Origin of the sequence: Solibacillus sp. FSL K6-1554, from assembly GCF_038005185.1 — a bacterium.
In the GTDB taxonomy this organism is placed as follows: Bacteria; Bacillota; Bacilli; order Bacillales_A; family Planococcaceae; genus Solibacillus; species Solibacillus silvestris.
On the sequence record NZ_JBBOSS010000001.1, the window covers coordinates 1,393,929 to 1,416,764 of the forward strand.

The 22,836-nt window shown below is 40.2% G+C and carries 20 protein-coding genes and 1 other RNA gene; 19 read left to right on the forward strand and 2 right to left on the reverse strand.

Annotated features, from left to right (window positions below; translation table 11 throughout):
- The first annotated feature begins 52 nt into the window (after window positions 1-52).
- The 12 genes from MHB58_RS06745 (at window position 53) to MHB58_RS06800 (ending at window position 12,176) form a co-directional block, all read left to right on the forward strand.
- Entirely contained in the window at window positions 53-631 is a 579-nt protein-coding gene (locus tag MHB58_RS06745) for a 3D domain-containing protein (RefSeq protein ID WP_014824294.1), read from the forward strand.
- A 136-nt stretch (window positions 632-767) separates the two neighbouring features.
- Window positions 768-2,105, forward strand: a complete 1,338-nt coding sequence (gene lpdA, locus MHB58_RS06750; RefSeq protein ID WP_014824293.1) for a dihydrolipoyl dehydrogenase — start codon at window positions 768-770, stop codon at window positions 2,103-2,105.
- A 114-nt stretch (window positions 2,106-2,219) separates the two neighbouring features.
- Complete coding sequence (locus tag MHB58_RS06755) at window positions 2,220-2,558, forward strand: hypothetical protein (RefSeq protein ID WP_014824292.1); 339 nt, start codon at window positions 2,220-2,222, stop codon at window positions 2,556-2,558.
- Between the two features lie 167 nt (window positions 2,559-2,725).
- Entirely contained in the window at window positions 2,726-3,874 is a 1,149-nt protein-coding gene (locus MHB58_RS06760; RefSeq protein WP_014824291.1) for a cation:proton antiporter, read from the forward strand.
- 235 nt (window positions 3,875-4,109) lie between these two features.
- Window positions 4,110-4,307, forward strand: coding sequence for a phosphomannomutase (locus tag MHB58_RS06765; RefSeq protein ID WP_340734882.1), 198 nt, complete (start codon window positions 4,110-4,112; stop codon window positions 4,305-4,307).
- Between the two features lie 153 nt (window positions 4,308-4,460).
- Window positions 4,461-7,241, forward strand: coding sequence for an ATP-dependent DNA helicase DinG (dinG, locus tag MHB58_RS06770; protein ID WP_065216951.1), 2,781 nt, complete (start codon window positions 4,461-4,463; stop codon window positions 7,239-7,241).
- A gap of 76 nt (window positions 7,242-7,317) precedes the next feature.
- The gene (locus MHB58_RS06775; protein WP_008404867.1) at window positions 7,318-7,800 is read left to right on the forward strand and encodes a cell wall elongation regulator TseB-like domain-containing protein; all 483 of its coding nucleotides are present in this window, start codon (window positions 7,318-7,320) and stop codon (window positions 7,798-7,800) included.
- A 13-nt stretch (window positions 7,801-7,813) separates the two neighbouring features.
- Window positions 7,814-9,007, forward strand: coding sequence for a pyridoxal phosphate-dependent aminotransferase (locus tag MHB58_RS06780; protein WP_014824289.1), 1,194 nt, complete (start codon window positions 7,814-7,816; stop codon window positions 9,005-9,007).
- A 32-nt stretch (window positions 9,008-9,039) separates the two neighbouring features.
- Window positions 9,040-10,335: an asparagine--tRNA ligase gene (gene asnS, locus MHB58_RS06785; protein WP_014824288.1), complete on the forward strand. Its 1,296-nt coding sequence runs from the start codon at window positions 9,040-9,042 to the stop codon at window positions 10,333-10,335.
- An 84-nt stretch (window positions 10,336-10,419) separates the two neighbouring features.
- Complete coding sequence (locus MHB58_RS06790; protein WP_008404861.1) at window positions 10,420-11,151, forward strand: DnaD domain-containing protein; 732 nt, start codon at window positions 10,420-10,422, stop codon at window positions 11,149-11,151.
- A gap of 18 nt (window positions 11,152-11,169) precedes the next feature.
- A complete protein-coding gene (gene nth, locus MHB58_RS06795) occupies window positions 11,170-11,829 on the forward strand; it encodes an endonuclease III (protein ID WP_008404858.1) in 660 nt (219 codons plus the stop codon).
- Window positions 11,826-12,176: a YpoC family protein gene (locus MHB58_RS06800; RefSeq protein ID WP_008404857.1), complete on the forward strand. Its 351-nt coding sequence runs from the start codon at window positions 11,826-11,828 to the stop codon at window positions 12,174-12,176. The genes nth and MHB58_RS06800 overlap by 4 nt, the downstream gene beginning before the upstream one ends.
- Window positions 12,177-12,274: 98 nt before the next feature.
- Here MHB58_RS06800 and MHB58_RS06805 read toward each other — a convergent pair whose 3' ends face one another.
- Complete coding sequence (locus MHB58_RS06805) at window positions 12,275-14,962, reverse strand: penicillin-binding protein 1A (protein WP_014824287.1); 2,688 nt, start codon at window positions 14,960-14,962, stop codon at window positions 12,275-12,277.
- Window positions 14,949-15,632 carry a Holliday junction resolvase RecU gene (gene recU, locus MHB58_RS06810; protein ID WP_014824286.1) on the reverse strand — a complete coding sequence of 228 codons (684 nt, stop codon included), beginning with the start codon at window positions 15,630-15,632 and terminating at the stop codon, window positions 14,949-14,951. Before recU ends, MHB58_RS06805 begins: the two co-directional genes overlap by 14 nt.
- Before the next feature lie 181 nt (window positions 15,633-15,813).
- Between recU and MHB58_RS06815 the strand changes: the two genes are divergently transcribed.
- From MHB58_RS06815 to MHB58_RS06845, 7 genes are all read left to right on the forward strand, one after another.
- Window positions 15,814-16,044: a hypothetical protein gene (locus tag MHB58_RS06815; protein WP_008404851.1), complete on the forward strand. Its 231-nt coding sequence runs from the start codon at window positions 15,814-15,816 to the stop codon at window positions 16,042-16,044.
- A 99-nt stretch (window positions 16,045-16,143) separates the two neighbouring features.
- Window positions 16,144-16,509, forward strand: coding sequence for a YppE family protein (locus MHB58_RS06820; protein WP_008404849.1), 366 nt, complete (start codon window positions 16,144-16,146; stop codon window positions 16,507-16,509).
- Window positions 16,502-18,778 (forward strand): DEAD/DEAH box helicase, encoded by a 2,277-nt coding sequence (locus tag MHB58_RS06825; RefSeq protein ID WP_014824285.1) that lies wholly within the window; start codon window positions 16,502-16,504, stop codon window positions 18,776-18,778. The genes MHB58_RS06820 and MHB58_RS06825 overlap by 8 nt, the downstream gene beginning before the upstream one ends.
- A gap of 4 nt (window positions 18,779-18,782) precedes the next feature.
- Entirely contained in the window at window positions 18,783-20,045 is a 1,263-nt protein-coding gene (locus MHB58_RS06830; protein ID WP_008404847.1) for a ribonuclease H-like domain-containing protein, read from the forward strand.
- Window positions 20,046-20,145: 100 nt separating this feature from the next.
- Window positions 20,146-20,445 carry a cell division regulator GpsB gene (gene gpsB, locus MHB58_RS06835; RefSeq protein ID WP_008404845.1) on the forward strand — a complete coding sequence of 100 codons (300 nt, stop codon included), beginning with the start codon at window positions 20,146-20,148 and terminating at the stop codon, window positions 20,443-20,445.
- 63 nt (window positions 20,446-20,508) lie between these two features.
- Window positions 20,509-20,891: RNase P RNA component class B (gene rnpB / locus MHB58_RS06840), an RNA gene on the forward strand.
- 196 nt (window positions 20,892-21,087) lie between these two features.
- Window positions 21,088-22,836, forward strand: a complete 1,749-nt coding sequence (locus MHB58_RS06845; RefSeq protein WP_014824283.1) for a putative bifunctional diguanylate cyclase/phosphodiesterase — start codon at window positions 21,088-21,090, stop codon at window positions 22,834-22,836.

Sequence of the window (22,836 nt, forward strand, 5' to 3'; positions counted from 1 at the left end):
ATTTAGCTTTATTTTACAAAATAGACAAAAGATACAGGGGGAAATAATTAGTATGTTTCAAAATAAACTATTATTTAGCTTTGCCTTCTTTATGGTCACTACCTTATTTTTCGCGAGCGGAGCAATCGCAGCTACGCATACAGTGAAGAAAGGGGAAGAATTCGATGAAATTGCAGATCTTTATGACACATCAGTATATACATTGCTAGAACTAAATGAGGTTGAAGATATTGAAGAAGTTACGGAAGGTTTCGTGCTGAAATTACCGGACCACATTCAAAATAAAAAAGTACCGGCTGAAAAAGAGAAAAAAAAGGAAACGATTGAGGACTATGAGGTTGTCAAAACATTAACTGTTGAAGCAAGTGCTTTTACAGCCTATTGCAAAGGGTGTTCGGGAAAGACGGCATCCGGAATTGACTTGAAGAAAAACCCGGATATAAAACTAATTGCAGTCGATCCAAAGGTGATTCCGCTTGGTACAAAAGTATGGGTGGAAGGATATGGGGTAGCGGTTGCCGGTGATACGGGCGGTTCGATTAAAGGAAATCGTATTGATGTATTTGTCAAAACAAAAAAAGTAGCCCTTAATTGGGGACGTAAAAATGTGGAAATTAAAGTACTGAAGTAATGGATGAAAAAGCGGCGGGTGCAGTTGGCACTTCGCTGCTTTTTATTGACCGAATATTTAGAATAAAATAAAAATAGGTATACGATTGTTGCATTCCCTGAACTGTAATGCTAATGTGAAAAATGAGGTGGTATATATGGAAAACTTTGATTTAGCTGTTATTGGTGCGGGTCCCGGTGGATATGTTGCAGCAATTCATGCGGCAAAAAGCGGGCTGAAAGTAGCGCTTGTAGAAAAAGATAAAGTCGGCGGGGCTTGTTATAATGTCGGCTGTATTCCATCGAAAATTATGCTTGAACATAGCAAATTGGTACAGGAAATTCGGCGCGGGACGGATTGGGGTGTGACAGTACCGACGATTAATATTGATTTTCCGAAGTTAATGCAACGTAAAGATCGAGTTGTTGACGAACTATTATCAAATATTGAAACGTTTATCGAAAATGCGCAGATTACAATGTATCGGGGGAAAGCGACTGTAACCGCAGAACGAAAAGTGATCATCGGTAATCAGGCATTTACAGCAGATCATGTCATTTTAGCAACAGGCAGCCGCCCATTTGTTCCGCCATTTAAAGGGCTTGAAAATGCAAATTATCATACAACCGATACGTTTTTTTCGATCCAGGAGCTGCCGAAACAATTAACAATTATCGGAGGCGGGGTCATTGCAATTGAAATGGCATTTGCGCTAGCGCCAATGGGAACAAAAGTAACCGTATTAAACCATAGTAAAGATATATTGCAAACAGAAGAACCAGATGCACGACCGATTATTAAAGAAAAAATGAAACAACTGGGAATCGAACTTGTGACAGACTTTACATTCGAAGAAATCCATGCTGACTATGTTCAAACATCAATCGGAAATTTCCCGTTCGAAAATTTACTGTTTGCGACAGGGCGCCGTCCAAACACTGAAATCGCGGAAGTGCTGGAAATGCAAATGGATGGTCGTTTAATCAAAGTGAATAACCATTATGAAACGAGTATTCCCGGTATTTTTGCGATAGGGGATTTAGTTGGCGGATTCCAGCTTGCCCACTCTGCAAGCGCAGAAGGGGTACATGCGGTGGATTATATTTTAGGGAAGCATCCGAAAGTGATCAATCAGCAGGAAATCCCGCGATGCGTTTATACGCATCCTGAAATTGCAACATTTGGCATGCTGGAGCATGAAGCACCTGCAGATAGTATTGTTACGAAGATGTATTTACCTACAAACCCTAAAGCACTGCTTGAAGGTAATACACAGGGCTTTATGAAGTTTGTAGCGAGTCCTGAAGGCGATATTTACGGCGCATGTGTCGTTGGTGATGGAGCTACAGAAATGATTAACTCCATGCTGGCGGCAAAAGTATTGGGAGGATCAGTAAAAGATCTGGCAAGACTCATTTTCCCGCATCCGACAGTGAGTGAACATGTTGGAGATGCGGCACGTTCGGTTTTCGGAAAAGCAATTCATGCAAAATAACCTGTTGCTACGGTGCAGATAAGATGCTCCGTAGCTTTTTTTCGATCCAATTTCTTTTTTATTGTGCTGAATTCTACTATACTTGTTGTATACAATTCCAACATGAGGTGACATATGGAAAATCAGTCAATGGAGCTTGTAGAAAAAGAAGTGGAAAACACATTATATCAATGTATTGATTTTAATATAGAAGAAAACTATATTGCGATGGGACAAGAGTTTGCAAAAGTGCTTGCACTTTTGCAGGAACATAGGCTTATTAGTCCGGCTTTACAAGTAATTACTGATCCGGAACAATGTCTGACGGAAACACGGATATTGCTCGAAAGTCTGCAGGAAGCGCAAAGAAGGCATGCTTCACGGAGAAAGCTGCTGACACATCGCCATATTTTAAATGTTTGGTTAAGAAAAAATCAATATTTTCAACGAGAGGTATTGCCGGGGTTTTTCTAATCTATCTTTTTGTTATTGAATAAGGAATATTCAGATAATGATAAAATATTATTGCTTTTTCCTTTTTTATTGTTTAAAATAAAACTAATCTTATATGAAGCGAGGCATGGTGGAGTCAGTCAAAACTGGCGGCACCATGCCTTTTTCTATAGTAAAAGGGGGATATTATGTTTATTTTTCAAATAGTTATCGTACTATTGGCAACAAAAATAGCAGGGCATTTTACAGTGCGACTAGGACAACCTTCAGTACTGGGGAAAATCCTGATCGGTATTATTATCGGTCCTGCTATGCTTGGCTGGATTACTGACAGTGAAGTGATGCAAACATTCAGTCAGATAGGGGTTATTCTATTAATGTTTTTAGCCGGTTTAGAAACCGATTTGGAAGATTTAAATGCAAATATGAAAGGGGCAATTTTTGTTGCAATTGGCGGGGTAATTTTACCGATTGCTATGAGTTATCCGCTAGCATTGGCATTTGGACTTACACAAGGTCAGGCAATTTTCATCGGACTAACATTAGCTGCTACATCAGTTAGTATTTCAGTTCAAACATTAAGCGAAATCGGTTGGCTGAAGAGTAAAGAAGGTTCTACATTATTAGGTGCTGCCGTACTGGATGATATTATCGTCGTAGTATTAATCGCAATTGCAATGAGTTTCCTTGTAGGGGATGATGTTTCAATTCCAGTATTAATCGGTGGAAAAGTATTCTTCTTTGTTTTATTATTTGTTGTAATGAGATGGGTTATTCCACCGTTCCTAAAAGCGTTCAGCCGTCTGAAAGTTACGGAGGCACTGTTAAGCGGAGCGCTTATTGCATGTTTTGCGTTAGCATACATAGGTGAGCATTATTTTGGTATCGCTACAATTATCGGAGCATTCTTTATCGGTATTGCGATCGGACGCACTCCATATAAAGAGACAGTCGAGCATAAAGTTGAACCAATTGCGAGCGGAATTTTTGTGCCGTTCTTCTTCGTTAGTATCGGATTATCTGTTACATTTGATGGGATTACAGAGAATATTTGGTTTTTGGTGATCTTCTCAATCGTTGCAATTTTATCTAAGCTGATCGGATCTGGTATTGGTGCGAAATTGGCAGGCTTTAGCTGGAAATCTTCTGCAGGTATCGGTGCAGGGATGATTTCTCGTGGTGAAGTTGCATTGATTCTTGCGGGTATGGGTTTATCAAGTGGTTTACTGCCGGCGGAAGACTATACGCCAATGGTAATCGTAATTATTATTACAACATTAGTTACACCACCAATGTTAAAAGGAATTTTCGGAAATCGTTCAAATTTAATGGATTAATCTAGTTGAAAGAATTCTTAATTTGTTGTATTCTATGTTTTAGGTGCCAAAACCTCTGTGAAGATTTAGTCTTCACAACAAAAGCCTCCACCAACAGCACGGATTTGCTGGGAAGCTTTTGAATTGTGCAGGGAGATGAGCCCCTGCACACCTATACATAGTATATTAACCTAGTGTTGTCCTTGAGGCGGCACTAGGTTTTTTTGCCTAAAAAAATATGAAAAGTAATACGTTAGTGGCAAAAGTGATGCTGCGTGTAATTTTTATTAGAACAATTGAGCTTATATTAGAATACTTGAGATGGATATTAGATGAACTTGAAATGATTTTAGAACAATTTGGATGTTTATTCGAACAGTTGGCGGTTATATTTGAAAACCGTAATTTTATTAGAACAAATAAAAATTTATTAGATGATTTTAAAATATATTAGAACATTTAGAACGTTCATACATCGGAATCGGCACTATATTTACGATGGCAGCATTCTACCGCCACGTTCATCCGTTCTATCCAATTACATGACCTCATTGCCTCCAGTATGATAAAATGCCGTTATATTACTTGAACTGTGAGTTGAAGAAAAATGAAGGAAAGTCAAAAGTATGCGATTGTCGACATAGAAACTACAGGACATTCTCCTGCAAGCGGCGACCGTATGATACAAATTGCGATCGTTATTATGCAAGGATGGGAAATCGTAAAAAAATATTCTACATTTATCAATCCGGGAAAACCGATCCCGTTATTTATACAGGATTTAACTAATATTACAGACGAAGATGTAAAAGATGCTTTACCATTTGAGGCGTATGCGGATTATATTTACGAGCTGCTGGAAGGGGCAGTATTTGTTGCCCATAATACCGATTTTGACTTGAACTTTTTACAGGCAGAATTTAACCGTGCAGGCCTATCGAAATGGCACGGCAAGAAAATTGACACAGTCGAACTAACAAAAATTTTGTTTCCGATGTCGCTAAGCTACAAATTATCGGATTTAGCGAACGATTTTAATATTCTGCTGCAAAGTGCACACCGAGCGGATGATGATGCACTCGCAACAGCTTACCTGCTTAAACATTGTTGGGAAGAGCTGTTAACATTGCCGCTCGTTACTTTGGAACAATTGCATAAACGTTCTTTCCGTTTGAGAACAGATTTGGCCCAGCTGTTTTTTGACGCGCTTGTCATCAAACGCAACAAAGCAATAACGGATGAAGGGCATGTCTTTTACCGTAAAATCGCAATTCGCAAAATGGCACCAACGCCAAAGAGCGATGGGGATAAACTTGTTTATCCGCAGACGACTGATGAAAAAATGACTTTATTATTAAATGGAATTCCCGATTTTGAAGAGCGCCCGCAGCAGTTTCAAATGATGGACAGCATTTGGCATGCACTCAACACAAATGCGGAGCACGTTATCGAAGCATCAACGGGCATCGGAAAAACGATGGGCTATTTAGTGCCATCGATTTATTATGCTAAGAAAACAAATCGGAAAATAGGAATTAGTACGTATACTTCTCATTTGCTTGATCAGCTTATGCAAAACGATATTCCGATATTGGAACAGGCACTTGGCCAGCCGATTAAAATGGCTTTATTAAAAGGGATGAATCACTATATCGACGTTGAAAAGTTCGAGAAAGAGCTAAAAACCCAGGATGAATCCTATGATCAGACTTTTACAGTACTGCAAACACTGATCTGGCTGGCGAAAACGGAGACTGGTGATTTAAGTGAGCTGAATGTGTCAGGCGGCGGTCAGCTGCTCCTTGATAAAATCCGAAAGAGCGCATTGCCGAAAACGACAATGCCGCTCTATGATTTTTACTCACGGGCAATTCAAAATAGTCATCAGGCAGACATTATTGTGACAAATCATGCAATGCTGCTAAGTGATCTGGTTCGCAATGAGCAGATTTTTAATTCATTAGGCGGATGGATAATTGATGAAGCGCATCAGTTTATTCAGGCTGCAATCAATCAGCATGAAAAAATCTTTACTTATATGAATTGGAAATATTTATTTGGACAAATTGGTATACAGGAAGATGAACAGCTGTTTTATAAAATTCGTCGGGTTGCAATTAAGAAACAGCTGCTGAATTATCAAACACTGGATCAGCTGGAAAAGCGCTATATTCAAATGGTCAATGCGTTTGATACAGCAATGGCGGCATTGCTTCGAGAAGTGAAGGTTGCAAATCACCAGTCTAAACAACAGAAAATTGAAGTCTTCATTTCTGAATTGCAGTTGGGGCGTGAAGTTTTAATAAAAGTTTCGCTCACTGTGCAGCAATGGGTGGATGAGGCGACCGAGCTTATACGGAAGTTCACTTCTAGTGTGGAGGAGCTTGCACCAGAGCATGAATATTTAATTGAGCAATGGCAGTATATCGTCAATGAGTTTACGATTAAAATTGCAGAATGGGATGATGTATTTTTAAGCCAGGATCCCGACTATTCATGCTGGCTGGAATTGGACCAGCGCAGTGTTCCGGGAAGTATCCAGCTTTATAAAAAACCGATCGAAGTGACATCGACGATTGGGAAACTTTTTGATCCAATCCGTGAAAAAAGCGGCATTGTCTGGACATCCGGAACGTTAACAGTGCCAAGTAATGAGCGTTTTATTACGAACCAGCTGGGAATCGATCCGTCGATTCCAATTGAAAAGCTCCATGCTGATCCGAGTTATTATGACGGGGCGGAAGTGTATATTGTCAATGACATGCCGGACATTCAGGCCGTTTCACAATCCGAATATATTGAAGAGGTCGCGCATGCGGTCACAAATACAGTGCGAATGACGAATGGTAGATGTTTTGTTTTATTCACATCTCAGGACATGCTGCGTAAAACGGTCAATCTAATACAGGAAAGTGAATTGTTAAGCGACTATATGATTTTTGCACAAGGTGTCACATCCGGAAGCCGTATGCGCTTATTAAAGTCTTTCCAAAAGTTTAATCATTCCGTATTATTTGGAACGAACAGTTTTTGGGAAGGGGTCGATGTGCCGGGTGACGGTTTGTCTGCAGTTATTGTCGTGCGGCTGCCGTTTTCTTCTCCGGAAGAGCCTGCATTTAAAGCGCGGGCCAATTATTTAACACAGCAAGGACGCAATTCCTTTACAGAGCTTTCGCTGCCTGATGCTATTATCCGGTTCAAACAAGGGTTCGGCCGGTTAATTCGTTCCAGCCATGATAAAGGGGTGTTTATCGTTTTGGATCGCCGGATTGAAACAAAATCATACGGACAGCAGTTTATCGAGTCATTACCGCCAATTTCTATACAAAAACTGCCTCTACACAGTATGGTACAAAGCTTAGGAAATTGGTATAATGAAAAACGATGAGGAAGGAAAGCAGGTTGACAAAAATGAAACAAAATTTTAAACAACATTCAAATACATCGGAATGCAAGGTGCAGTTATGAAAAACTGGATTATCTTTTCGGTTGTCTTTATTTTATCTTTGTCGCTTGTTATTTCAGTGTTCGTATTTTGGAAAGCCAATGCACCGTTTAGTGAAATAGAACAAAAGGCGGAAAGTTTTGCGCTGGATACGAAAGCACTTGCTGTTGTTGATGATTCCTATGTTTACAATGGGAATAAGCCATATGTCACTGTTTTCGGAGTGGATGAGTATGGGAAGGAAAAAGCAGTCTTCGTCCCAATGAGTTTAGATGAGAATTCAATGCAAGAAGTATTTTTAGCGGATGGCATTACAGAAGAACAGGCGTTGTCTGTTTTTCAGGATGATACTGCCGTGAAAGAGATTCTTCATATGAAGTTAGGATTCGAGGAGCCGGGTCCAGTATGGGAAATTACCTATAAAAGTGAATCCGGCAGCTTGAATTATGTCTATCTTCTATTTGAAGACGGGCAATGGTGGAAACGCATATTGAATTTGTAGAGGAGAGAGCAACATGAAACAATTGTTGGCAAATCGTGTAAAAACTTTAACACCATCTTCTACTTTAGCGATTACAGCTAAAGCGAAAGAGTTAAAGGAGCAAGGTATTGATGTAATTGGTTTAGGTGCAGGGGAGCCTGACTTTAATACACCGGAGAATATTTTAAATGCAGCAAAAAAATCGATGGATGCTGGTCTGACAAAATATACACCGGCTGGAGGGTTGCCTGCTTTAAAGAAAGCAATTATTGATAAATTGGCTCGTGACAATAACCTTACATACAAAGCAAATGAGATTATCGTTGGTGTCGGAGCAAAACACGTTCTGTATACATTGTTCCAGGTTATTTTAAATGAGGGCGATGAAGTAATTATCCCGATTCCTTACTGGGTATCTTATCCTGAACAAGTGAAGCTTGCTGGCGGTGTACCCGTATATGTAGAAGGAACACAGGAACAAAACTTTAAAATTACAGCACAGCAATTACGTAATGCTGTTACAGAAAAAACAAAAGCTGTAATTATAAACTCGCCATCCAATCCTTCTGGTATGATTTATACGAAGGAAGAATTGGCAGAGCTTGCACAAGTGGCAGAAGAAATGGATATTTTAATCGTTTCAGATGAAATTTATGAAAAGCTTGTTTACAATGGAGTAGAGCATTATTCAATTGCGGAAGTTTCAGACGCAGTGAAATCACGTACAATTGTTGTGAACGGTGTTGCAAAATCTCACTCTATGACAGGATGGCGCATTGGCTATGCAGCTGGTGATGCGACAATCATTAAAGCGATGACGGATTTAGCCTCTCACTCTACTTCAAATGCTACAACTACAGCTCAATATGCAACGATTGAAGCATATAACGGCTCACAGGATACAGTAGAAAAGATGAGAAAAGCGTTTGAATCACGTTTAGAGGCGATTTTCCCTAAATTAGCAGCAATTCCCGGCGTAAAAGTATTAAAGCCACAGGGTGCTTTCTACTTATTGCCGGATGTTTCAGAAACAGCCGAAAAAACAGGTTACACTTCAGTGGATGATTTTGTATCGGCACTATTAACAGAAGCAAATGTTGCGGTCATTCCAGGTTCAGGATTTGGTGCACCCGCGACAATACGCTTATCGTATGCGACATCTTTAGAACTATTAGAAGAGGCAGTCCGCCGAATCGATGCATTTGTTAAAGCAAAATGGCAAGATTAAGCGAGCCTGCAACTTAAGCTTTGGAGGACTTTATGAAAAAAATTATGATTAAAGATATGCCAAATCATATTGGCGAAACAGTAAAAATTGGTACATGGTTAGCTAACAAACGTTCTAGCGGTAAATTGGCTTTCCTTCAGTTACGTGATGGCTCAGGCTTCGCACAAGGTGTAGTCGTGAAAGAAGAAGTAGGCGAAGAACTGTTTGCAGTAGCTAAAGGCATGACACAGGAAACGTCAATGTATGTTATTGGTGAAGTTAAAGCAGACGAGCGTTCTTCTTTCGGTGCTGAGTTAAATGTTACAGGTATCGAAGTAATCAGTCCTGCTAAAGACTACCCAATTACACCAAAAGAACATGGTACAGAATTTTTAATGGACAACCGTCACTTATGGTTACGTTCTCGTAAACAACATGCGATCATGAAAGTACGAAACGAAATTATTCGTGCGACATATGAATTTTTCAATGAAAATGGCTTTACAAAAATGGACCCGCCAATTTTAACAGGTTCTTCACCTGAAGGGACATCAGAGCTGTTCCATACGAAATATTTCGATGAAGATGCATTCCTTTCTCAATCAGGTCAGCTTTACATGGAAGCTGCTGCAATGGCATTAGGAAAAGTATTCTCGTTCGGTCCTACATTCCGTGCAGAAAAATCAAAAACGCGTCGTCACTTAATCGAGTTCTGGATGATCGAGCCTGAAATGGCATTTGTCGAACATGATGAAAGCTTGGAAGTACAGGAGCAATATGTATCACATATCGTGCAATCTGTTCTGAAAAACTGTAAGCTTGATTTAGAGCGTCTAGGCCGTGATACATCTAAACTTGAAAACGTGAAAGCACCATTCCCGCGTATTTCTTATGATCAAGCGATCGAGTTTTTACATGAGCAAGGCTTTGATGATATTCAGTGGGGTGATGATTTCGGTGCACCACACGAAACAGCAATTGCCAACCATTATGACAAACCAGTATTTATCACATGCTACCCAATCGGTATTAAACCGTTCTACATGCAGCCACACCCAGAGCGCGATGATGTTGTTTTATGTGCAGACTTAATCGCTCCGGAAGGCTATGGTGAGATTATCGGTGGTTCTGAACGTATTTATGATTATGAATTAATGAAGTCACGTTTAGAAGAACATAACTTATCAATGGATGCATATGCATGGTATTTAGATTTATGTAAACAAGGTGCAGTACCTCACTCAGGCTTCGGCTTAGGGTTAGAGCGTACAGTTGCATGGATTTCCGGAACAGAGCATATCCGTGAATCCATCCCGTTCCCACGTTTATTAAACCGTTTATATCCATAATTAATTTTAATTTATACAACGAGAAGACGTCCGGAATTTTGCCGGGCGTTTTGTCGTTACGAGCGCACAAAGGGGGATTCAACTATGTCTAAAAATTTTAATCGAATCCGCGTTTGGACGGAGCAATTGCAAATTACTATTCCACAATTATTTTTTAAACATTATAGCGAACTAAATATACAAGATGACGAAGCATTAATTATTCTGCATTTACTAACGTTCGAACAGGAAGGAATCGACTTTCCGACACCAAATGATTTAATACAGCGGACCAATTTCCAATTGACGGCTATTTCTCAAATAATACAACGCTTAATGCAAAAAGGCTTTGTCGAAATTTCTCAAAGTACTGATGAATCTGGACGCCTTGCCGAGAAATATTCAATTTATCCTTTATGGGAACGACTATTGGATTTGCTGCAGTCAAAAGAACAACAACAGGTTTCAACTGCCAACAAAATGGATGAGGCAAAAATTTTCCAGCTGTTTGAACAAGAGCTGGGACGCCTGCTTTCCCCAATGGAAATCGAAACAATCGGTATGTGGATGGACTTGGACCAACATAGTCCTGAAATCATAAAAGCCGCATTAAAAGAAGCGGTACTGGCTGATAAAGTGAACTTACGCTATATTGACCGTATTTTGATCGAGTGGAAGAAACGCAACATTAAGACACTCGCACAAATTGAAAAGCATAGTGAGCAATACCGGAAAAATACGATGACAGCATCACCGGTTCAACCGGTACATCAGCAAGAAGCGGTTCAGAAAACGGAGAAAGTTTCTTTCTATAACTGGTTAGAGGAGCGAGAATAGGAGGACATTCAACTTAATATGATAACAAAAGCAAAATGGAATCACTTTCTAGATGAGATGGATCGCATGTATCCCGATGCACATTGTGAATTAGTGCATGACAATCCGTTTGAGTTGACGATTGCAACATTATTATCTGCACAATGTACGGATGTCCTCGTCAATAAAGTGACGAAACAACTCTTTCAAAAATATAAAACACCACAGGATTATTTAAATGTGTCACTTGAGGAACTACAGAATGATATTCGTTCAATTGGACTTTACCGAAACAAAGCAAAAAATATTCAATTACTATGTGCACGTCTGATAAACGAATATGGTGGAGAAGTTCCGGCATCCCGTGAAGAGCTAGTCACATTGCCAGGTGTAGGCCGTAAAACAGCAAATGTCGTATTGTCGGTTGCATTTGATATACCTGCGATGGCTGTCGATACACATGTAGAGCGTGTCTCGAAGCGATTAGGACTTTGTCGATGGAAAGACAGTGTATTGGAAGTAGAAGAAACAATTATGAAAAAAACACCGATTGAACGATGGAGCCGTGCACACCATCAAATTATTTTCTTTGGTCGCTATCATTGTAAAGCGCAAAATCCGGGTTGCGGAACATGTCCGTTACTGGATGACTGTAGGGAAGGGCAGAAGCGTTTGAAAAAAGGTTTGGTAAAAATATGATGATTTCAGTACAACAAGAGGCAATTTCAAAAGAAGTGGTGGACGCGTGGTACAGTGAGTGGGAGACAATGCGTGAGACGATTCATGCAGCCCATGAACGACGTGATGGATCAGCACAGCAATTCATGGTGGAAGGTATCGAACATTTCGAACAGTTTATTGTGGGCGGTTCAATTACAGAAACACCGTTTTCAGTGCAAAGCGAGTATGAGCTCATGCCAATCAATGGGATGGAACGTCTGCAGTTTATTAAAGCACGTCCTGGACAATATGCATGTTATCGTCAATTGGACGAACTTTATAAAGAAACAAAAAAGCGCTGTGCAAGACTGAGAATGAAAAAGTAAACTAACTTGAAAATTTCTTCGCTTATTTCATGAATTTCCAATTATATAGAAAAAAACATCAATTTTTCCCGTAATGAGAAAAATTGATGTTTTTTATTTTAATCGTCTTCTGAGTCTTCAGGTCTTGTTTCGCCGCCTGAAGCGGGTGGGCTAGGCTGGTTCGGTGCTGGTGGTTCAGGATTGGATTCATCTGGCTCTACCGTATTATCGTTGCCATTTCCATTGCCGTTATTTCCGTTCCCGTTCCCATTATTTCCATTACCGTTGCCGTTGTTTCCGTTGCCATTTCCATTATTCCCATTGTTGTTCCCATTACCCGGCTGTTCAGGTTGTTCAGCTTCGTTCGGATCTTCAATGGAGTCATTCGGATCTTCAGGTTCTGTTACCTGGTCACCTTCCACGAATAATGCAACGCTTGCCGGATCACTTCGTAAATCACCTGAAATCGCTGTAACTGTAAATGTATACTCATTACCGCGTTCGATGTTCGGCACTTGAATTGCGGTTGCGCTTGTCGTAGAAATGACCGTTGCCGGACCGCCATCAACTTTCATCGATACTTCAAATGTAACGGGATCCGTTTCTTCGCCGGAACCGTCCAGTGACGAATGTGACCATGTAACATCGGCCAGTTGTGCTGCATCATTGTATGATGCTTGTAAACTACTAGGTGAATCTAAAGTTTGAGGGACAAATTCCTCTGTATATTCAGTTGGCTCCGTTCCTTTAACGAAAAGCTCTGTTGTCTTTTGTGTAGCAGGTGTATATTCATTTGCCAGTTTTAAAGGATTCGATCCGATTACAATCGAAGCCGATACAACGCTGCTTGGCTGTTTAAATGATGATGACGGGTTATGCTGATTTAAATCCGTCATGATCGATTTGAACAATGTTTGTGGCAACCAGCGCTCTTCCCATGTTGTAATGGCATCTTTACGCTGTGAATAACCGCCCCAAATAGCGATTGAGTAGTTTGTTGTATACCCGGCAAACCATGTATCCGGTACTGAGCCACTCTTTAAATTGAACTTTTCAAATTCATCTGAGCCATAGTTTGTTGTACCTGTTTTACCGGCGATATCAACGCCTGATACCATCGCACGTGTCGCAGAGGCATTGCGTTTGTTACTAACTACATCACGTAAAATATCCGTTACCATATAAGCGGTATAATCACTCATTGCTTTTTTGGACTCCGGTTTAAACGATTTTGATGTTTTTCCATCACGGAAAACAATCTTAGTAATGGCATGCGGACTATTATAAGTACCGTTGTTGCCGAATGCTGCATAAGAAGCGGCCATTTGGACAGGAGAAATATTGACGCGTCCTCCACCTAAAGCCTCGGATTCTGTTAATCCGCTTGACTCAATACCTAAATTGCCTAAAAACTCTTTAGCACGTTCCGGACCAACTTCACGGAAAGTCTTCACTGCCGGAATATTTCGTGATGTATAGAGTGCTTCACGTACTGTCATCGTACCTAAATAGCGGCCGTCCCAGTTCCCGATAACTTGATCTGAACCGGAATACGTAATTTTTTCATCGACCGTTGTTTGACCAGTTGACCATTTTAAATATTCAATGGCAGGACCATAATCAATTAAAGGTTTTAAAGTCGAACCAGGCTGGCGGGTTGTCATATCGTAGGCGAAGTTATAGTTAAATTCACCTGTATAATTGCGTCCGCCGCCAATTGCACGAATTTCACCTGTTGGTGTATCGATGACTGCAACACCGGCCTGTATCTCTTCAGTAGGGAAGTTGCTGTCATTGTTCATCATATCTTCTACAATCGTCTGTGCTTTCGGGTCTAGCGTTGTATATACTTTGACCCCTTCGGAAGTCAATTCGCTATCACCATTTTTTTCAAGTTCTGCTAACACAACATCCAAAAATGCAGGATATTTAGTAGTATTATTTGCTACACGCTCTTCTTCAGGAATGAGACCGCCTGTAATAGGTTCCTTTTTTGCTTTTTCTGCGTCAGCTTCAGTAATTTTGCCGTGCTGAACCATTAAGCCTAAAACGATGTTACGACGTTTTTTTGCACGGTCCGGCTTTTTGTATGGATTATAGTTGTTCGGACTTTGCGGCATCCCTGCTAATTGAGCGGATTCAGCCAATGTTAATTCGCTTAGTTCTTTTCCGTAAAATTCTTTTGCGGCTGTACCAAAACCGTGAATTCTACCTGACATTAGGATTTTATTAAAGTACATTTCAAAAATTTCTTCTTTACTATATTGACGTTCCAGCTTAATTGCGAGCCAAGCCTCCTGTGCTTTACGCTCCAGCTTTTTCTCATTTGTAAAGAATGAGTTTTTTACAACTTGCTGTGTAATTGTACTCGCACCTTGTGCACCAAATCCGTCGCGGAAGTTGGCAAGTACAGCACCGCCAAGACGCCACAGGTCAACACCGAAATGTTCAAAGAATCGTGCATCTTCTGTTGCGATAATCGCGTCAATCATTTGCTGTGGAATATCTTCGTACTTTACATAATTTCGTTTTTCTGCACCAATTGTTGCAAAAAGTTCTCCATTTATATCATAAAACTCCGACGAAATCGGATCCTTTAATGCATCTTCATCCAGTTCAGGTGCTTTGCTGACATAGTAGCCAAATAATGCAGCACCACTTAGGAAACCAATTACCCCAATTAAAACGATTGCTAAAACAATGCGCTTAATCCATTTTCCTGCAGAAGTTTTCGGTTTTCTGGATTTTTTATTTTTTTGTTGACGTTCGCGCTTAATTTGTTCGCGTGTTTTTCTATTTTCCGTCACGTTGTTTCTCCTCACTTTCACAAACATTGTAGTTTGCGATTAACTTTTTTACCGCCTGTAAATAATCGAGCCTTGGTACATAACCTTCGGAAATTTCGATGGCATCCTGCTCAAAAACGGCGATTGGTATGGATTTCCTTCCACCTTCACCCATTGCTGAAAACCATTTTGCCACAACATTATACGAAATGACAAAGTTACGGTTTAACGTGCTGAATCGTACAATGAAAAATGCAACTCCTCGCTGGTTTGTCACGGAATGCATATGATCCATTTGGTGAGGGTGAATGTTTTTTAATGGAAAGGATGTTTTACTATCCGTTTCTTTTGCTTCAAAGTCAATGTAATATCCATTCCATACGCCATTATAATCCGTCGTTGAAGGTGTGCGGAAATAAGCCTCTTTAATAACCGCAGCACTTCTTGCCGGATAATCTACTTTGACGATTTGTATAGGAACAGGTTTCTTGTGTATATTTGCCATATTCCTATGTAAATAAAACATATTTGTTTCATTTAGGTCATCTTCTAAGCTTTTTCCACGGTTACTGTAATTGACGGCTCTTTTATTTTTTTCTTTTGCAGCCGATTGAGAATTGGCGGATTCCTTTTTTGTCTCAATCTTTGGCGCACTTTCATAGAGTTTACCGTTTGGATAACGAATCACCATGGAATCACCTTCTTTCCTGGAAGAAATAATACTTTAATAGTGTATCACAAACAATGTACCCGTTAATAATTTTGTAAAAGCTATGCAAAATATAACTTCTTTTAGCGAATGGACACTATTTTTGCCACATGACAAGGATTCCGTAAAAAAAGAAAGAATCATTGTGAAAAGGGGGCATTATATGTCGAAATTATCACGCTTAATCGAACAAGTTGAAATGGCACAAACATTATTATCTTTGCAAATGGAACGCGAGCAATTAAGAATGAAAGTGGAGCATTTAACCAATCTACTCTCAGTTTATCAAAAAGTTAGCTTAGCAGAAACAAAGAGTCAAGTAAAGAATGCCTGTTCGCATATAAGTAGTACAAACGATGAGAATTTGATACACTTAAGAACAAATATACTTTAGCCTGAATGGGCAAAGACTATTAAAATATTGTCTTAGCAGCGAACGACAGTAATTTCCGCTGCAAGGCTAAAACAGATGAAATCATTCGAGGTGCACTTTATGCAATTAATAGATAAAACATACCAATTAATAGAAGAATGTGATGCGTGTTTACATCGTTTTCAGGAAATGCGACGTTTAGACAAGGAGCCGGACTTCTTTCAAGAGGTCAAGCCACATGTTGATGAAGTCCATACACGTATTCACGAATGGCAGCAGCAGTCGACAAATTGGATAAAAAGTACGTACCCAAAAAATTTATATGTACAACAAATTGACCACGCAGCCGATGCGATGGAACAATTTGTTGTACAGTCTTTCTTTAAAGGAACGAGCAAAAAACGGTTTATTCAATCGATCCAATCTGCCCAATATACATTGAAGCTACTCGCAACGAAGATTGAGGAAGGTGAAGACGGTGCTTAGTAAGAAAAGAACCATTTCGCAGCTTGTCGACGAGTGGCAATATGACGGGGAAATGAAGCAAAATATTGTCGCCATGCATACGATCGATGAAAAACAGGCCCAGTATGCAGACTTTCCGCCCAATCTACACCCATCGATTATTAAAGCATTGCATGGGCGCGGCATTGAGCAGCTTTATATCCATCAGCGTCAAGCATTCGACTACGCACAACAGCAAAAGCATTTTACTGCGATTACACCGACTGCTTCGGGGAAATCGTATTGCTACCATTTGCCGGTTTTACAGCAAATTTTAGAAGATCGCTCAAGTCGCGCCATTTATTTGTTTCCTACTAAGGCGCTTGCACAGGATCAGAAATCAGATCTTAATGAACTGATTGAACTGATGGATGAGGATATATTAAGTTACACATATGATGGAGATACAGCACCAGGCATTCGCCAAAAAATTCGAAAAGCCGGTCATATCGTCATGACAAATCCGGATATGCTGCATTCAGGCATTTTACCGCACCATACGAAATGGGTATCCCTTTTTGAAAACTTAAAGTATATCGTCATTGATGAGCTGCATACGTATAAAGGCGTGTTCGGTTCACATGTCGCGCATGTTATAAGAAGACTTCAGCGTATTTGCGAATTTTATGGAAGCAATCCGATTTTTATTTGTACGAGTGCCACGATCAAAAACCCTAAAGAATTAGCAGAAAGCCTGACAAATAGTAAGCATGAGCTAATCGAGCAGTCAGGTGCACCTGTAGGAAAGAAAACATTTGTTTTTTACAACCCGCCGATCGTCCATCCGACATTTGGCGTTAGACGCAGTGCCGTGCTCGAAGTACGCGATATTTCAAAGCGCTTGTTTGAAGCGGGTATTCAAACGATTATTTTTGCAAAGTCAAGAGTTCGTGTGGAAATGCTCGTTACGTATTTAAAAACATTAACAGCAAAGAAAATTATGGATGAATCCATTCAAGGCTATCGTGGCGGTTATTTACCGAGTGAACGGCGAGAAATCGAGAAAGGCTTGCGGACTGGGTCGATTCAAATGGTGGTCAGTACGAATGCACTTGAATTGGGTGTCGATATCGGCCAATTACAGGCATGTATTATGACCGGTTACCCCGGGAATATTGCGAGTGCCTGGCAGCAAGCGGGTAGGGCAGGAAGACGTCAAGATGAGGCGCTCATTGTGTATGTTGCGCAATCGACGGCATTGGACCAATATGTTGTCCAAAATCCTAGCTATCTATTAGGAAGTTCACCAGAAGAAGCACGTATTAACCCGGAAAACCTGTTGATTTTAATGGAGCATTTAAAATGTGCTGCGTTTGAACTGCCATTCTCGATGGAAGATACGTACGGAGAATATGAAGTTCAGGAACTATTAGCCTATTTAGAAGAAGAAGGCGTGCTTGTGCGTACGAGTACGAAATGGCATTGGATGAGCGACCGTTTCCCGGCTCATGAAATTTCGCTGCGATCTGCGGCACAGGAAAATGTCGTCATTATCGATATCTCAACACCTGCCAATACGAAAGTAATCGGGGAAATGGATACGTACAGTGCGATGACTCTTTTACATGAAGAAGCCATCTATTTACACCAGGGGATTCAGTTCCAAGTTGAAAAGCTGGATTGGGAAGAGAAAAAGGCATTCGTTCGTGAAGTGGATGTCGACTATTTTACAGATGCGAATTTGGCTGTCGAGCTGAAAGTGCTGAGTGAAGATAAATCGGCACCATTTAAAAACTCGACAGTAAGTTACGGAGATGTAAGTATTCTGGCCATTCCTACTATATTTAAGAAAATCCGTTTTAATACACATGATAATATCGGATCCGGTCCGATTTCGATTCCTCCGATGGAAATGCATACAAATGCGACATGGATGAGCTTTGACTTACCGGCTAATTGGACAGAAGAGCAGCTGACCGATGCACTGACAGGGGCTGCCTATGCAATGGGGAGCTTTATCCCTCTATTTATCCATTGTGACCGGTCGGATGTGTCGGTTGTCCCGCAGGTAAAAGCGATTCATAATGAAAAGCCAACATTGTTTATTTATGACAGTTATCCCGGTGGAATCGGCTTGAGTGAACGTGTATACGATGTATTGCTGTCGCTGCTTGAAAGAACAGCACAGCATGTGGAGAACTGTCCGTGTCAGCAAGGTTGTCCTTCATGCATTGGTGCGCAGGATAGTTTAGGTGAAAACAAAAAACAAGTAATGAAAGTGCTAAATATTTTAATAAACGAAATGATGTGAGAACATGTCGTATGAAAATAAACTATTGCAAATGAAAAAACTGCTTGGTAAAAAAACGGAGCAAAAAAAAGAAAAGCCAAAATTCATAAAACCTGAACCGCCTTTATATAGCGAGCAATGGCAACAGGCAGGGCTTGAACGGGTAGAAAATGAATTTGGTATGCTTTTTAAACGGGAAGTGCATTATCCTTTCGATTATCAGCACGGTGATTACAAGCTTGGGGAATTTTTTCATTCCTTAAAACGCTGGAAGTTCGAAGCCGAAGATCATCCGTTCGCCATAAGCGGTAATGAAACGATAGTGTTTTTTGATACAGAAACAACCGGTTTAAAAGGTGCGGGTACCCACATATTTCTGCTCGGTTTTTTGGAGGCGGATGATGAAGGTTTTACGCTAACACAGTATGTATTGGCGGATCCTTCGAATGAAGCGGCACTTCTTTTTGAATCAAAGCTATGGCAACGAAATGTTACGATTGTTTCCTATAACGGAAAAAGCTTCGACTGGCCGCAGCTTCAAGTGCGCTGGACGTTGAATCAGCAATTTTTACCGCCTTTGAAATCACAGCGGCAAATTGATTTGCTGCATAGTACGAAACGTCTTTGGAAAGATGATTTATCGCGTATGAAGCTTACCCAAGTGGAACAGGACAAGCTCGGCTTTTACCGAAAAGGAGATATACCAGGTCATTTAGCACCGATAATTTATTTTGATGCGGTAAAAAGCGGGAATGCGGAAACGTTAATGAAAGTATTGTTGCATAATGAATGGGATTTACTGTCGCTGATCACTTTGTATATTCATTCAACGAATTTATTGTTCGATGATATATCAACAGAATCGGCGACAACGTATACGAATATCGGAAAATGGTTTGGCGATTTAAAAAAGCGGCAAACTAGTACGGAAATACTTCAGGCAGTGACGGCACATTTCGAAACAAAAGATACCGGTTATGCGCATTTTTATTTAGCGTATGAACTGAAGCGCATTGGAGAAACAGATCTGGCAATCCAATCGTTTCAAACAGCTCTTCCGGCAATCCCGGTCAGAAAACAGCTGCTGGCATACGAACAGCTAGCCATTCTATATGAACATAAAGTAAAGGACTACGAACAGGCATACAATTATACAAAAATAGGGAATAATCTACTTCCTGATATCCCGTTTCAAAAAGAAACCCATCTTCAAAATCAGCAAAAGAATTGGCAGAAAAGGCTTAGTCGTTTGGCCAATAAAAGAAATAAAAATTTTTTCGACAAATAATGAAAAATTTTTCGACAACTAGAACATATGTAGTCGTCCCATTTGTCAGACCTATGCTATAATAAATCAAAGAAGTAGCGTGATGGAAGGACGAGGAATAATGGATATTAAATTAACAGCTGACCATATATTGGAAAAAGAATTCAAAAAGAGTATGAAAGGTTATAACATTGACGAAGTGGATCAATTTTTGGATGTAATTCGCGAAGATTATGACACATTTACTGCAAAAATTGCTTCTTTAGAAGAGGAGAACGAGCGCTTAAAGCAAGAGCTGGCAAACTCAAGCCGCAAATCGGCGGTAGCTCCTGCTCCAACAGCAAATAGTACAAACTTCGATATTTTAAAGCGACTTTCAAACTTGGAGAAGCATGTTTTTGGGAGTAAGCTTTACGAATAGTTAAACTATTCATGGGAATATTGTTTTTTTTCTATTATTGCAGTATACTTTATTCATACATCAATATTCGAGTAATCGCTGCGATTTCTATATCGTAGAGGAAAGTCCATGCTCACACGGTGCTGCGATGCCCGTAGTGTTCGTGCTTACTGAAAAAATAAGGTAAGGCAAGAGAATTTCTCTTGACGGCGGAAGGAACTCCTAAGTCTTTTAGATATGGACAAAACTTCCTGAAAGTGCCACAGTGACGGAGCTTATAGTGAAAGCTATAAGGTGGAACGAGGTAAACCCCATGAGTGAGAAACCCAAATTATGGTAGGGGCACTCTCCTGAAGGAATTGAACGGATGGAGGGACGGTCAGCATGGCCGTAGATAGATGATTACTACCTAGTCGTACGAGGCGCAAGCTGTTTGAGTACTTAGGAACAAAACATGGCTTATTGATTATTGATGCTTTTTTCTGAACATATAAAAGGGCTCTCCATTCTTTTGTGGAGAGCCTTTCTTAGTAGAAAAAATTATTATAATATTAAAAATGAAGGCTCATGACGGGCGATTACGGATTAAAATCTTTAAAACAACACTTATTTCTGCCGGAGTGAATATATATAAAATTGTTTTTTATTTAAGGGTGATATTTCTTGAGCGAATTGAAGTCTAATAGATCCATCATGCAAGAACTGGCACTGTCTCAGTTCCCAAAAGAATTAATCGAAAGAGTTTTTGAAAATATTGCGGAAGGTATAATGATTACCGATCGGTATAGAAGAATTTTATCGATTAATGTTGCTTTTGAATTTGTAACAGGCTTTAAATTAGAAGAGGTACAAGGGGAAAAACCATCTATTTTGCAGTCTGGTGTGCATGACAGAGCTTTTTATATTGATATGTGGAAACAAATTGGCAAGACAGGTATATGGCAAGGCGAAATTTGGAATAGACGCAAAACGGGTGAATTATACCCGGAGTGGCTGACAATACTAGCGATTAAAGATGAGGCAGGGAAAATCACAAATTACTGCGGCATTTTTACTGATTTGTCGGAACGTAAAATCGTGGAAGACGAACTTGAAAAAAGATCTCTTCATGATTCATTAACTGAAGTCTGCAACCGTTTTGCCTATATTGAACGTATGAAAGCATTGCTGGAAGTGACAGAAAACCAGATGACGCCGATACAGCATGCCGTTCTTTTTATAGATTTAGACCGTTTTAAGCAAGTAAATGACATGCTCGGACATGCCATTGGTGATCAGTTATTGATAGAGGTATCCAAACGTGTAAAGGCTTTAGTGAAAAACAAGGATATTTTAGCGCGCTTTGGCGGAGATGAATTTGTCATTACATTAGCAAATATCCAGCATCCACGGGAAGCTGCAAAATTTGCGGAACAGGTACTCAGAGTTTTTGAAGCGCCGATTAAAGTTCATGATCAGGATGTCTATATATCGACAAGTATGGGAATCAGTATTTATCCGGCAGACGGTACGACAACAGAACAGCTGTTGAATCGTGCAGATCGTGCTATGTCATTTTCAAAAGATAATGGGCGTAATTGCTATTCGTTTTACTTTGACGAGTTGGAAACGGATTCGAATCGAGTGCTGACACTTGATAGTGAGTTACGTAAAGCGATTGAAAACAGAGAATTTACGCTTGCCTACCAACCGAAAATTAGTACAGAAAAAAACGAAATTGTCGGGATTGAAGCATTGGTACGTTGGAACAGTGAGAAACTTGGCTTTGTATCACCTGCTGAATTTATCGAACATGCCGAAGAGTCGGGTTTAATTATTCCATTGAGCGAGCTTATTTTTGAGCTTGCATGTGAAGGCTATCATCAGCTTGTTTCTGCTGGTTATCCGAATGTTCCGATCGCAGTAAATGTTTCCAGCATCCACTTTCAGCAACAAAGCTTTTTGGATTCGGTTCAGACAATTTTAGAGCGTAATAATACTTCGGCCCAAAGTTTTGAAATCGAAGTGACAGAGCGGACAGTGATGAACAGTGCGCAGGAGACCGTGAGTAAATTAGTAAAGTTAAGGCAGTTAGGTTTTAAGCTTTCAATCGACGACTTCGGGACGGGGTATTCTTCGTTAAGTTACTTGGTACGGTTCCCGCTCGATGTGCTGAAAATTGACCGCAGCTTCATTCAGCATATTTGCTCGCTTGATGATAAGCAGGCAATTGTCGATGCGATTATTCAAATGGCGCATCGCCTGAAAATGAAAGTAGTGGCAGAAGGTGTGGAAACAAGTCAGCAAGTCGAACTGCTTAAATCGATGGGCTGTGATTATATTCAAGGGTATTACTACAGTAAACCTTTGCCTATGGAAGAATTAATTGACTTTATCCATTTTTGGGAAGTTGAGTATCAAGGAAGGATTTAA